This window comes from Thiorhodococcus mannitoliphagus (assembly GCF_010915725.1).
Classification (GTDB): Bacteria; Pseudomonadota; Gammaproteobacteria; order Chromatiales; family Chromatiaceae; genus Thiorhodococcus; species Thiorhodococcus mannitoliphagus.
Genome location: NZ_JAAIJR010000003.1, coordinates 16,415 through 31,240, shown reverse-complemented (window position 1 = coordinate 31,240; position 14,826 = coordinate 16,415). Strand labels below are relative to the sequence as shown.

At 63.1% G+C, this 14,826-nt stretch carries 6 protein-coding genes; all 6 read left to right on the top strand.

The features are described from left to right. Positions 1-633 precede the first annotated feature (633 nt). The 6 genes from G3480_RS01260 (at position 634) to G3480_RS01235 (ending at position 14,821) form a co-directional block, all read left to right on the top strand. Positions 634-6,036, top strand: coding sequence for a right-handed parallel beta-helix repeat-containing protein (locus tag G3480_RS01260; RefSeq protein WP_164651840.1), 5,403 nt, complete (start codon positions 634-636; stop codon positions 6,034-6,036). Positions 6,037-6,177: 141 nt separating this feature from the next. After that, entirely contained in the window at positions 6,178-7,521 is a 1,344-nt protein-coding gene (locus G3480_RS01255; protein WP_164651839.1) for a multicopper oxidase domain-containing protein, read from the top strand. A 27-nt stretch (positions 7,522-7,548) separates the two neighbouring features. Further along, positions 7,549-8,895, top strand: a complete 1,347-nt coding sequence (locus G3480_RS01250) for a multicopper oxidase domain-containing protein (RefSeq protein WP_164651838.1) — start codon at positions 7,549-7,551, stop codon at positions 8,893-8,895. A gap of 32 nt (positions 8,896-8,927) precedes the next feature. Further along, positions 8,928-11,381 carry a hypothetical protein gene (locus G3480_RS01245; protein WP_164651837.1) on the top strand — a complete coding sequence of 818 codons (2,454 nt, stop codon included), beginning with the start codon at positions 8,928-8,930 and terminating at the stop codon, positions 11,379-11,381. A 376-nt stretch (positions 11,382-11,757) separates the two neighbouring features. Then, a complete protein-coding gene (locus tag G3480_RS01240; RefSeq protein WP_164651836.1) occupies positions 11,758-12,369 on the top strand; it encodes a hypothetical protein in 612 nt (203 codons plus the stop codon). Positions 12,370-12,382: 13 nt separating this feature from the next. Next, positions 12,383-14,821: a S8 family serine peptidase gene (locus G3480_RS01235; protein WP_164651835.1), complete on the top strand. Its 2,439-nt coding sequence runs from the start codon at positions 12,383-12,385 to the stop codon at positions 14,819-14,821. The last annotated feature ends 5 nt before the right edge of the window (positions 14,822-14,826 follow it).

The window sequence follows — 14,826 nt, the reverse complement described above, 5'->3', positions numbered from 1 at the left end:
AAAATCAATAAAAACAGTATTATGGAGATCTTTAACCCTATCCTCTAGCGTGTCAGGACCTGTGTTTCACGGTGCATCCCCTACCCTGAAAATAGGTGACGATAAGAAGCAAAATGGGGGGATACCCCCATATGTGATATGCCCCAGTGCCGGTACTTTCGTTCACAGAGTTTGCGATTTCGTTGTGTTCATTCTGACTCTCAAGCAAGCCGGCGCGGAATGACAGGCCAGCTCAAGCCAGCTTCTGATCTCTTTATCGATCACCCGCGATGTCGCTTCTTGCTACCGGACGAACGATATCCTTGCGGGATTTTCTCATTCCCTTCTAAGGAGCAGATCAGATGGACGAGGAAGGCCTCGCAATGAGGACTGCTGCCGCATTGCTTTGATCCTGTGTGTTTGCATCTGAGATGGGGGTGAGGTTCGGTGTAGGGTGATTGCTTTGCGAAACGGTGCGACCGCCGAATAGGCACGATTTAAGTGCTCACTGTTGAAGAGGGGGATAGTCATCAGATCGTGAATGAGGCCGAATGAGTAAGAGGGATCCCTCCCAAGAACGACAACGCTAGAATGAGTAAGAGGGATCCCTCCCAAGAACGACAACGCTAGAAGTGGATCGATGGAGCCAAAATAATGCACAAACTGTTCGGGATATCGGTAGGGGGGAGGCTAAGCACCTTCCTCCTTACGTGCGGGCTGCTCGGGGTTCCAGGCGCCCAGGCAGCTCAATTCAACCTCAATGTGGTGGACGGCGATGGGAACCCGGTCTCCGGTTTCCGTTGGCTGCTGCAGGAAGACACCACCTACGCGCTGAATCCGGACAGTCCTGGCGCCCTCACAAATCAGCTCTCGCTGAATTTTCATAAGAGCCACCATCCGCTCGCGCTGACCCAAGGCAACGCGAACAGTGCCAACGCCGGCAAGCCGCTGAGCGGTAACGAAGACTCAGACAGTCTGACCGTCAACTACGTCGCTCCCGGCCGTTACTACCTATCGGTGCTGCCCTATTCAGGCTACAGCCTGAGCGGTGCTCCGGTGACGGTGCTGGCGAATGCAGCGGACCCGGACCAGAACCTAGATGACGTGACTGTCGTCGTCGAGGAGCAGCCGATCCCCACGGCGCAGATCGCGATCTATCTTTTCCACGACTGCTACCCCTTGAACGGTACTCCGGACCTCCCCGAAGAAGAGCCGGGCTCGGGGAGCTGTGTGCCTGGCAACGTCGATTTCAGTCAGTTCCAAGTGCAGCTCGAAGAGCCGGCGGGCAAGTACGGCGCCAATGGCGGCCCGCTGCTACAGGACGCCTTCGGCAACACCATCGGCCTGCTGACACCTAACTCAGACGGCACCCTGCTGGTCAAGAATCTCGCGCCAGGTAAGTACGGCGTCAAGATCATCCCGCCGACCGGTGGCGGTTGGGTTCAGACCTCCACAATCGAGGGCACCTCGGTCAATGATGCCTGGGTGAAGGCCAAGGAGCCTCCCTTCATGGTCGAGTTCGGCCTGCCCGGACCGCACGTCTTCTTCGGTTTCACCAAGCAGCGAAACGATTTCACGGGCGGCTCGGCGACGATTACCGGCACCATCACCGATATGCACATGTCACGGCCGCCGTCCACGCAATTCTTCAGCGGCCGCCCCTTCCCGCAATGCTGGGTCGCCGTCAATGAGGGCGGCGCGGCTCCGGGTATCAACCGCTTTTCCTGGCCCTGCAACGGGGACAGCAGTTTCTCGATCCCCAATGTCCCGCCGGGCAACTACGAACTCAAGGTGTTCGACAAGCCACTGGACGTGGTCATCGCAACGCAAGCCTTCACTGTGGATCCGGCGGGGACGTGCAACGGCGGTCAATCCTGCGATTTTGGTGAAGTGCCAGTCTTCAACTGGTTCAACCGCCTCAATACCTACCTCTTCAACGACACCAATCAGGATGGCTTCTGGGATGTTGATGAGGTTCCCCTAGGCGCGGAGAGCGGTCCGGTCAATGTGCGCTGGCGCGACGGTACCGTCTACCAGAGCTTCCCGACCGATACCGAGGGCGCGGCGCCGTTCGACGAGTCCTTCCCCTGGTTCCATTGGATGGTCGCCGAGGTCGGTTTCACCAGCAAGAAGGCCACGGGCGCGACCATCGTGGTCGACGCGGGTGGTGACATTTCCGCTGCATCCAGCCCCTTCACGGGATTCCCGAATGACGGCGAGCTTGTTCCGCAGGCTCAGTCCGAGAACGGCGGGGCGGGCTATCGCACAGAGACGGGTCCAGTCCTGACCCAGGCCTTCCAGGGGTTTCTCGGGCAGACTAACGTCATCGCGTTCGGCAAGGCCGACTACCTGAACTTCACGGCGTTCGATCCAGCGAATCCTGGACCGCCGCAATACATCGGCGAGAACGGGGGCATCTCGGGCATCGTGTTTAACACGGTCACGCGCGCCGAGAACGACCCTGAGCTTGCGGTCGGCGAGGGTTGGGAGCCTGGCGTTCCGCGCGTTCAGGTAAACCTCTACGCCGACGGCGACATCGATTCTCCTCTGCTTGGTGATCCTGCGTTTCCGGACGGAACAGGGGACATCGATTGGAATGGAGACGGCGCCTATCAGGCCGACGACAACCTAATCGATGACGTCGATGGCGACGGCGTTGTCACCCTGTCGGATGTCGACAATTATCCGCTTGGGTGGGCCAGCGGCGGTAAGAAGGGCGCTGAGGATGTCGACCGCAACGGCAATGGCAACTTCGATCTCGGCGACGCCATCGCGGTTGCCTGGACGGATAGCTGGGACGACAACACCCCGACGAACTGCCAGGGCGAGAACAACCTGCCTGGCGTCGCCGACAACCGCTGCTTCGACGGCATGCGCAACTGGAACCAGGTCCGCCCCGGCGTTTTCGACGGTGGCTACGCCTTCAACGCGTACGACCTGACACACCTTGCCGACGTGAGAGCTGATGCCGCCGCGGCCATTGAGGGTTTCTACGACTATGTGGCCGGTCTGGGCGATAGCGCGGCCAACGTGAGCCTCGGCCTGCTGCCCGGCGACTACATCGTAGAGGCGACCACTCCGCCCGGCTACAAGACCCTGCGCGAGCATCACAAGAATGTGGACTTTGGCGACGAGTACGTCCCCTGGCCCGACGCGCTGCCCCCCACCTGTGTTGGCCCGGACCAGGAGGTCCCGCCTTATTTCGCGCTTGCGACGAAGGACGGCAGCGGTGCGGCGGATCAGTTGATCCCTGGCATGAGCGCGGCAGAAGCTGCAGCACCCTTTGCCGGAGAACTGCGTCCGGTCTGCGATCAAAAGCTGGTGCCCTTGTCCGGTGGTCAGAATGCCGCCGCGGACTTCTTCCTGGTCAGCGAGGTGCCGGTCGCGGCGAACGTCTCCGGCGTGATCCTCAACGACCTGGCGAACGAGTTCAATCCGAACACACCGAACTTCGGGGAGAAATACGCGCCGCCGCTGCTGCCGGTCGGCTTCTACGACTGGAACGGCAAGGAGGTCAACCGCGTCTACGCGGACGAGTTCGGCCGCTACAACGCCATGGTGCCCTCGACCTGGTCGGCCAACCTGCCGCAGCCATCCGGGATGTCGCCGAACGTGCTGCTCGCCTGTATGAACGACGCCGGCCCGATCGAGGATCCCAACAACCCCGGCGAGCTGATGGTGGATCCACACTTCAATCCGGCCTTCAGTCAGTTCTGCTACACCTTCCAGTACATGCCGGGCTCGACGACCTACCTGGATACCCCGGTGGTGGCTATCGCCGCCTTCACCAATCCGGATACTAATGCGGTGGATTGCGAGGTGCCGCAGTACACGCCGATGGTCCGCGACGTGCGCAACGCCAGCCGCAACGGGGTTGGCCCCATCGTGGTCGCGGGTGAGCAGATCCGCATCCGCTCCATGGGGGCGCAGGGCGCGCGCAACTATAACTTCGGCAACGCGAACAACGAAGGCTTGGTCGAGCTGGAGGATGCGGACGGCAATCGCATCCCACTGACGATCGATTCTTGGGCGCCGACCAACATCGTCGCTACCGTTCCCACTGGCACCGCCTTGGGCGAGTACCAGGTTGTGGTGACCCGTGTCGGCGGCGTGCCGGCCCCGGTGGAATCGGAGATCGGTGTCACCCTGACCGTCGGTCAAGACGTCGCCGGGACCCTGGTCGGTCAGCGCGGCAACGGAGACGTCTACACTGTGTGGAACGTCTCGCAAGGTGAGTCCATTCAGGACGCCATCGACGCGGCCGACTCGGGTGATCTCATCCTTATCGGCCCTGGCGAGTACGACGAGCTGCTGGTCATGTGGAAGCCGGTCAAGCTGCAGGGCTGGGGCGCGGGCTCCGTTACCCTCAATGCCCGTCAGATCCCGACCAATAAGGTCGAGCTTTGGCGCGAGAAGATCGATGGCCTCATCGCGGACGGTTCCATCCAGCTCCTGCCTGGTCAGAACAACAATGTCGGCGGCTTCCAGGCCCTGGGTGCACCGGCCTTCCCGACTGAGGAAGGGGCGGGCATCTTCGTCACGGGGCGTAGCAGTGGCCGAGACCGCTTCGTGGCACCAGCCAACCGGGGTGCTCGTATCGACGGCATCCATATCGTTGGCGCCAGTCAGGGCGGCGGCATCGTCGTCAACGGCCATGCCTCCTATCTCAACATTGGCAACAACCGGCTCGAGGCCAATGCCGGCTTCTACGGTGGCGGCATCCGTTTAGGCCATCCGGGTCTGACGGCCAACCAAACGAGCTATACCGATGCCGACAATCGACAGGTGCGTATCCATCACAATCAGGTGATCAAGAACGGCAGCGTCAACGGCGCCGGCGGCGGCATCTCGCTCTACACCGGCTCCACGGGCTACAGCGTCGACAACAACTGGATTTGTGGGAACTTCAGCCAGGGCAACGGCGGCGGCATCGCCCATTCGGGTCTGTCGAACCTAGGTTCGATCGAGGACAACGACATCCTCTTCAACGAGTCCTTCAGCCAGGCCGCCTCGGTTCAGGGGGGTGGAATCTTCATCGGCGGCGAGACGCCTCTGGGCCTCACCGGTGGTCTGTTCCTGTCCGAGGGCGCGGGCAATGTCACGGTCAACGCGAACCGCATCCATGGCAACCTGGCCGGGGCCGGTGACGGTGGTGGTATCGCTATCGTCAGCGCCAGCGGCATTGATGTGGCCACTAACTTGGATGACAGCACCAAGTGGTATGACGTGCGGGTGTTCAACAACATGATCACCAACAACGTCTCCGGTCGCGCGGGTGCGGTGATGGTTCAGGATTCGGTGGAAACGCACATTCAGAACAACACCATCGCCCACAACGATTCCACGGCGACCGTGGCGCTGGCCTTCGAGCCGGGCAACCCGAACCAGTCCATCGCCATGCCGGCGGGTGTGGTCTCGCGGCTGCATTCGCCGGATATCTCGACCTTGCTCGTTGGGGCGACTGTTCCGGCCAATGCTGGGCGAGACTCCCAGTACCGCGCCTTCTCGGACGCCAACCTGGACAACAACATCCTGTTCGGGAACCGCGCCTTCTACTGGGAGAACTTTGATCCGACGACGAACTTCCCCACCGACACGGGTCTCGTCCTAGCCGGCACGGACGACCTGGGCGTGCTGGACGGCTTTGTCGACACGGGGGACACGCTCTTCGTCCGCTACGGGCTGCTGACCCAAGGAGGCGATGACGACAACGGCAGCTACGGTGGAGGGAACCTCTTCACCACGAATCCGCGGTTCGTCAATTCTGTGCAAAACCAGGGCAGTGACGGTCTGGTCCAGACCGAGGCGACGATCTCAACGGGGGCGGCCTTAGACGAGGGCGGCAACTTCATCCAGGTGTCCTTCGCGCCGCTCAGCATCGTCGACGAGAGTGATTCGTCGGGGCTAACCCAGTTCGACTACCACATCCTGGTGGGTTCGCCCGCGATCAGTGCCGGTCGGAACGTCGGACTTGGCGGACCGCTAGGTGAGGACTTCGACAAGGATCCACGCACCAACGGCAACACCAACGAAATCGGCGCAGACGAGCTGCCCTAGCCCAGGGATGTGGCGTGACCGTCCTGCCGGGCTGCCCGGCCATGCTTCACCTCGCTCGACGGGAGGTGGGCTGGCAGGCACCCAGCGGGGCGGAAATGCCCCAGGTTCTTGGGTTTGGGTCAACGCTTCAGGAGACATCAGATGAATGAGCTTCTCAGAAAGAACGCCTTGTCTGCGGCCGTGACCATGGCGCTGATGGGTGGGATCGGGATGGGCGGAATGGGTGCGGCGCAGGCGGCGGTCAATGTACAGTGCGCGGAAGACGACGACCATGATGGCATTCCACCCGCCGATATCTACGGCAATCCCTTGGATCTAGACGATACAGACCAGGAGCACGTCAAGTGCATGCACCTGACTTCGGGCGACGGCTTCGCCGAGATGTCGGACGGTCATCCGGCCTATACCTTCGGCTTTGCCGATGAGACGGGGACAGACCCCAGCGTCGTGCTGACCGAGGGTATCCTCGCGGCCCGTTGGCCGGGACCACGGATCGTCTTGGAGCAGGGCGATGAGTTCTATCTATCGCTCAGCAACGTGGGAACCGTGATGCGACCGGACCTCTTCGACCCGCATACCGTCCATTACCACGGCTTCCCCAACGCGGCGACCGTGTTCGACGGGGTCCCGGAGGTGTCGATCGCCATCAACATGGGCTCGACCCTGACCTACTACTACAACGTCGTCGAGCCCGGCACCTTCATCTATCACTGCCACGTCGAAGCGACCGAGCACATGGAGATGGGCATGCTGGCCAACCTCTACGTGCATCCGCTCCAAGATCGGATCGGCATCGGGGGTACGGAGGGGGCGCCCAACCTGGCGACTGCCGCGCCACGCTTCGGCGGTTCAGGTCCCACCGGCTACGCCTACAACGATGGAGACGGCACCACCGCCTACGACGTGGAAGCGCCGATCCAAGTCTCCGGCTTCGACTCCAATTTCCACGACGCCCACATCCAGGTACAGCCGCTGCCCTTTGCGAACCTCCGAACCAACTACCCGCAGATCAACGGGCGCGGTTATCCGGATACGGTCTTGGATGACGTCAACACACCGGCCGATCAGGTCGTGATGCATCCGCCGCGCGATACCGATGGCTTCTTGGGCGAGGGGGCTGGGACGGTGCTCAACAATGGCGATGTCTCGCAGGACATGGGGGCGGGGATCAGCGTGGCCGCGGGTGGCCGAGTCCTGCTGCGCCTCTCGAACGTCAGCATCGACCGCTTCTTCACCCTCACCGCGCCCGGTCTGAAAATGCAGATCGTCGGCACCGGCGCACGTCTGGCACGCGGTGTCGACGGCAAGAACCTCTACGTCGACACCACCTCGGTCAACTTCGGCGGCGGCGAGACCCACGACGTCATCATCGACACGGCCGGCGTCGCGCCGGGGACCTACTTCCTGACCGCCGCCGAGTTCTATCAGATGAGCAACAACACCCAGCTGGATGGCGGGCTCATCACCGAGATCGTCGTCAACTAGCCGCGCCTCAGACTGGAGCAACGAGCAATGACCTATCGATTCAAGGCAGTCGGGCGCCTGCTTAGCGGCGTCCTCCTCGGCCTGACCCTGATGCCATGGGGTGCGACGCGGGCCGAGCATGACATCCCGGGCATTACGGGACCGACTTTCAACCTCTATGCGGCGCCCTTCAACATCAGCCTGCCAGAGGGCAGCAGTCTCTACATGTGGGGCTTCGGCGACATGACGGGACAGGCGGGCACCTCGCTCCCGCAGTATCCCGGACCGACGCTGATCGTCACCGAGGGTCAGGATGTCACCATCAATCTGACCAACTACGGCGTGCCCAGTACCTTGCCGACCGCAGATGGGCCTGCGGACAATCCGGTCTCCATCGTGGTCGCGGGTCACCATGTCGCGGCCACCGGCGGGACGACTGGTCTGGTGACGAACGGTGCCAAGTATGGCGAGACGGTTAGCTACACCTTCACAGCGGGCAAGCCGGGCACCTACGTCTATCACAGTCTGGACGGCCCAAATCCGGGGCTGCACGTCGAAATGGGTCTGCTCGGGGCCTTGATCGTGCGCCCTGCGGATGGCAGCCGCACGGCCTACGGGGCCGGAACGGAGACCGACTACGACCAGGAATACCTCTATCTGTTGACCGAGGCGGATCCGGACGTGCATTTCCAGATGGAGCGCGGTCATTACGGCCATTTCACCAATGCCGACCGCTTCGCGACTGTCTATTTCGCCAATGGGCGCGTCTATCCTGACCTGGTGCAGGGCGACTACAACCCCTTGTTTCCGCATCAACCCTATCAGTCGCTCGCCATGTCTCATCCGCGCGACAAGGTGCTGGTGCGCAACCTTAACGCTGGCCACGACAGCCACCCCTTCCACTACCACGGTGAGAACCATCGCTTCGTGGGGCGCGACGGCAACATGCTCTCGTCCGATGGACAGGTTGCTGACCTCGGGCGCTCCGACAACACCATCAACTCCGCGCCCAAGCAGTCGGTGGACGCCATCTGGACCTGGACCGGCAAGGACTTGGGTTGGGACATCTACGGAACCACGAACGGCCACACCTGCACGGATGCCGGCGACGGCTTCGACGCCGACACACGCGAATACTGCGCGGATCATGGCAAGGCGATCCCGGTGGATCTGCCCGGTGTCGCCGAGCTGACCCTGGGCGGCTTCTGGAGCGGCAGCCCCTACATGGGCGACGTCGGCGACCTGCCCCCAGGCGAGGGCGGCCTGAATCCGAACGGCGGCTACTTCTTCGTGTGGCATTCCCACGCCGAGAAGGAGCTGACCACCTTCGACATCTTCCCGGGCGGTAGTCTGAGCGCGATGGTCGTGCTGCCTACCTCCGTCGACATCCAATGAGCGGAGGGGGCGAAATGAAAGGATCAAGAGCCATGCAGACCCAACTCACGCCTGTCGCGGCGGCCGTTTCGCTCGCGCTGGGTTGCGGCAACGCCTGGGCGATCGACTACTACCTGGCGGCCAAGGCCTACGACAAGGCGCTGCCCGATGGAACTTCGGTGCCCATGTGGGGCTATGTCGAGGACACGGACGGCACCTGTTTTAACGCCTCGGACGACGCGGCACGGGTGACCTGTGTCGAGGCTCTCGCGGATCCGGTCGCGCCAGGACCGCGCTTGAGCGTGCCATCAGGCCAGACCGCTCTGCGCATCTATCTATCGAATGCGCTTCCGGAGCCGACATCCATTGTCATCACCGGCCAAGAGATGCCGATCGGCAACTACCCGGGTGTCAGTCCCTCGTCGGGGCCGACCTGGGACGACGGATCGACGGGCAATCGCACGAGTTCGACACAGCGCGTGCGCTCCTTCGTGCCGGAGGCGCCGGCGAATGGCGGCCGCATGGGCTACATCTGGAACAATGGTCAGGGCACGCCCATCGACCGGCCCGGCAGCTTTATCTACCACAGCGGCACCTGGCCTCAGAAGCAGGTCTACATGGGCCTTTCCGGCCTGGTTACGAAAGATGCGGCGGCTGAGGAGGTCTATCCTGGCGTTTCCTACACCAATGAGGTGGTGCTCTTCTATAGCGACCTGGATCCGGCCTTCAACGCGGCCGTCTCGAACGGCTCCCTGAGCACGGCCATCGACCGCCATCCGACCTGGTTCCTGGTCAACGGCGAGCCCTTCGTGCAGGGCACCACCGAGGATCTCGAGGCCGGAGCGGCCGGGGAGGCGACGCTGCTGCGCCTCGCGAGCACCGCCACCGACACCCATGTGGCCGTGCTCCAAGGGATGGATATGACCATCCATGCCGAGGACGGGCTGGTCTACACCTATCAGCAAGGGGCGTCATCCGTGCCGGCGCCGCGCGTTCAGTATTCGGCCATGCTGCCGCCGGCCAAGACCAAGGACGCCATCGTCGTCGCCCCGGAGGAGGGCCGCTACGCCGTCTATGACGGCAATGGCTATATGACCAACCCATCCAATCCCGCTGTCGAGGCGACCGGCGACGGCGTCGGCGGCATGCTGAGATTCCTGGCCTTCGGGGCCGGGGGTGGCGGTGGTCCAGGGAACACGGCACCCGTCGTGACGGCGCCGACACCGGATCCGCTGACGGTCAGTGCGCCGCTGTGCGAGACGACGCTGTCGTCGGGCGATGGCGCGGTCGCGGCTTGGCTGGCCCTGGCAACTGCAGCGGATAATGAAGATGGCGCTCTGACGCCGACCAACGACGCCCCGACAGACCTGGCGATCGGTGACACCCTCGTCACCTTCAGCGCAACGGATTCGGACGGCGCTGCGGGGACGGCAACCGCGACCATCCAGGTGGCGGAGACACCGAATACGCCGCCGACGCTGACTGCGCCAGATCCGGTTGAAATCAGCGTGCCCAATGGCACGACGACGGTGCCAGCCACTGACGCGGCGATCGCTGCATGGCTCGCTTCGGTCGCCGCGACGGATACGGAAGACGGCCCCCTCACGGCGAGCAGCGACGCGCCCGCGGAGCTGACGCCAGGCGCTGTGACGACGGTCAACTTCATCGCCACGGATGCCTGCGGACTTGAAGCGACAGGGTCGTCGACCGTGACAGTGGTGGAGCAGGATGTCCCGACGCCGACCGTTACGCTCTACTTCTCGACCCAAGGCGGCGGCAACAACAACCCCGTGCCGGGAGTCGCAGCGCCCTACGACGATGCGGACATCTACAGCGTCGATACCGACACCAACTACGCAAGGCTTTACGACGCGATCGATGACCTTGGCCTACCCGGCAACGCCAACATCGATGGACTCAGTATCGATGGAAACATCCTCTATCTGTCATTCGCGGCCGCAAACACCACGGTTCCGGGGCTTGGCACGGTGCCGGATGAAGACGTCGTGGCCTATGACACCTCGTCCAGCACTTGGAGCACCTACTTCGATGGCTCGCTCTGCGGTCTCGATGCCAGTAATGGCCGGGACAATGGCCGGGACATCGACGCCATCTCCGTCAGCGGCGGGACGCTCTACTTCTCGACCGTGGGTGGGGGTAACAGTAACTCTGTGGGCGGTGTTACCGGTCCCTATGACGACGCGGATGTCTATACCTGGAGCGGCGAGGCCACCGGCGCGGCGAATTGCGCTCGTGCATTGGATGGGAGCACGGTCGGCCTGCCGGGCAACGCGGACATCGATGGCCTGACGGTCGTGGGCGGGACCTACTACATGTCCTTCATTGCCAGCGGAGGCACCACGGTCCCGCCGCTGGGCGCCGTCCAGGACGAGTCGGTGGTGAGCTACGACGGTTCGACCTGGACCCTCTACTTCTCAGGTGTGGGACAGCTCGACAGCAACAACGGCCAGAACCTGGACGCGATCCAGGTCGTTCCAACGCCCTAGTCGAGGGTGGCCGCGGGGGCAGGGAGCGCCCCCCGACAAGAACGTGAACGACCGGCCACCCGCTGCATGGGTGCTGGTCCAAGGCGAGGCGACATCCGGAAATGACCTCATCGAAAGCGATGCGGCCACACACCCCGTAGGATGGGCAAAGTCCGTGCTCGGGGCGCCAATGCAAGCTCGGCGTTGGGCGGACGTGCCCATCGCGCCAGGGCTCGGCGCTGGGATGATGGGCACGCCCGTCGATCCTCGACGCCCGGCACCCAGCGTATCGCGCGGGCTTTGCCCATCCTACGGGGGCTGGAAATCAGCTGAAGCATCCAACAGGAAACCCATTGACGATGGCTGCCTTCGGGTGGCAACGGAGGCGACATTGATCATGAATGCTCTAGCCATGCGCGAATCTCAACACCCAGCGGAGACCCTGGCCGTCCCCAATCCGCGCGCCTCGGGCCTGCTCGCGGCGGCACTGCTGGCCTTGGTGGGCCTTTTCCTGCTTCGCGGGGTTGGCGCCGAGCCTGCCCCGCCAGACACCGCCGCCAGTGCCACCGAGCCGCAATCCTTGATGCCTGAGCATCTGCGTCTGGCCATCCTGGAGGCCGAGCGGCAGAGCGCCGCGGCCTTCGCGCCGGATCCAACCGTTCCTGACGCCATCAAGGACCGCTGGGGCGTCGAAGTCATCCGCATGGACTACACGGCGGATGGCTACTGGCTGGGTCTGCGCTTTCGCGTGACGGACGCCGACAAAGCGCTGCCGCTCTTCGACAGCCGCATCAAGCCCTATGTGCAGTCCGAAAAATCCGGCGTGAAGCTCGGCGTGCCCTCGGGCGCCAAGGTCGGCGCGCTGCGCACCACCAATCGCCAGGGCAACATCAAGAACGGCAAGGTCTACAACATCATGTTCTCCAACCCTGGCACCCAGGTGAAGCCGGGAGACCGGGTTGCAGTCGTTATCGGCGACTTCAAGGTCGATCAATTGACGGTCAAGTGAGGCGCGAATGGCTATGAGATTTCATCGACTCGCCTTGACCGCATCCGTGTTTCTGGCGCTGGGGTCTGTGGCTTCCGCCGGTTCGCTGGAGCCGGCACTGCAGGCGGCCAGGGATCGGGCCGCTGCCCAGACGGATCTCCCCGTCATCATTCAGTTCGCCGAAAAGATCGACAAGGCTGCTCTGCGACGCGAGGCCAGACGCCTGGCGCGTACGCTCTATCCGGACGACCCGGTCAAGCGCAAGAAGGCGCGGCGCAAGATCCTACGCAAGCTCTTGGTCGATGCCTTGAAGACGCAGGCCAAGGACTCGAAGCAGGCTGTGAAGTCCTTCCTCAAGGCCAACAAGGCCAATCGCAAGCTGAAGCTGCTGTGGGCGCGCAACAGCGTGGTCGGCGATGTTCCCACCGACCTCTTGGACGACCTGGCCGTCCAGCCAGGTGTCGAGCTGGTCAAGTTGGATGCCCGCTTGAACGGACCCAGTCCGACCGAGGCGACGGGTGCGCCAACCTTCTGGAACCTGGACGTCACCGGTGTGCAGGGGCTCTGGAGCCAGGGGCTGACCGGGGCGGGCGTCGTGATCGCGACCCTGGATACCGGCGTCGACAGCACGCACCCGGACCTTGGGCCGCGCTGGCGCGGCGGGAACAACAGCTGGTTCGACCCCTATGGACAATACGGCTCTCCCGCCGACACCAATGGTCACGGCACCCAGGTCATGGGGCTGATCGTCGGCGGAGATGCATTGGGCTATCAGATCGGGATGGCGCCAGGCGCGCAATGGATCGCCGCCAAGATCTTCGACAGCAGCAATCAGGCGACCCTCAGCGGTATCCACGACGCCTATCAATGGGTGTTGGATCCGGATGGCAACCCGGCCACCGACGACGCGCCGGACATCGTCAATAATTCCTGGAATCTCTTGGGAACGGTCAACCAGTGCAACCAGGAGTTCGCGGAGGATCTTTCACTGCTCTCCCTATCGGATATCGATGTCGTTTTCGCGGGCGGCAACTATGGTCCGGATCCGGAGACCAGTGTGAGTCCCGCCAACGACAACTCGGTGTTAGCCGTCGGGGGTGTGGACGTCAATCTGGACGTCGACATCCAGAGCAGTCATGGGCCCAATGCCTGCAACGGAGGCATCTTTCCGCATCTGGTGGCGCCGGGCGACAACGTCATGACCGCGGACCGAGTGCCGATCTACCTTAACTTCCTTTCGGGGACCTCATTCGCCGTGGCCCATGCCACGGGCGGGATGGCCCTTCTCAAGGAGGCTTTCGGGGACGCCAGTGCGACCCAACTGCGGGCCTCGTTGATCCAGACCGCCGTGGATCTCGGTCCGAACGGCGCGGATGACACCTACGGCCATGGACTCATGGACCTTCCTGCCGCGCAGGCCTGGCTGGCGTCACAGCTCGGCGGGCAGCCCGGCACACTCGCACTGAGCGAGTCGAGCTACAGCGTCGACGAGGATGTGGCGACCTTGGACCTGACGGTGTCGCGGACCGGCGGCAGCAGCGGTGACGTGAGCGTCGACTACGCAACGGCGGACGGCAGTGCGACGGCCGGCCTCGACTATGTCGCAACGTCCGGGACCCTGGACCTGGCGGATGGCGAGGTGAGTGGAACCATCACTGTGACCCTGCTGGACGACACCCTGGTGGAGGGGGACGAGACCTTCAGTCTTGATCTCAGCAATGCGGTCGGCGCCGACCTTGGCGCGCCTGACACGGCCCTGGTCAGCGTTCTCGACGACGACCTGATCGACAGCGACGGGGACGGTGTCACGGATGCCATGGATCAATGTCCGAATACGCCCGCGGGAGAAGCGGTCGACGTCGACGGCTGCTCTGACGCCCAGCTCGATGCCGATGGGGATGGTGTGACGGATACGCTGGACCAATGCCCGAATACCCCGAGCGGTGAGACGGTCGATGGCGATGGCTGCTCAGCCAGCCAGCTCGATAGCGATAGCGATGGCGTCAACGACAGTCTGGATCTTTGTCCGGGCACCCCGACTGGCACGCCGGTCGACGCGGATGGCTGCGCGCTTGGGCCGGTCGACGCCGATGGCGATGGCTTCACCGTCGATCTCGACTGCAACGACGCTGACGCCGGGATCAATCCGGAGGCGGCTGAGATCAAGCACGACGGCATCGACCAGAACTGCGATGGCTATGACCTGACGATCGACATCACGCGGGCGCGCTATATCCAGTCGAATGACCGGCTCGTCGTCTGGGCGACCAGTGATCTCGGAGATCAGGCGAATCTGGAGATGCTCGTGGATCTGGAGAATGGCAATACGCGCGGCTGGACGCTGAACTGGAATGCCAGCAAGAACCGCTGGCAGCGCACCATCAACAACTTCGCCACGAGGTTCAGCCTGCCGCTTGGCGTGACGCTGTCCGGTGCGGAGGGTTCCGAAACCTCGGTCGTCGAGCAGCGTTAATCAGG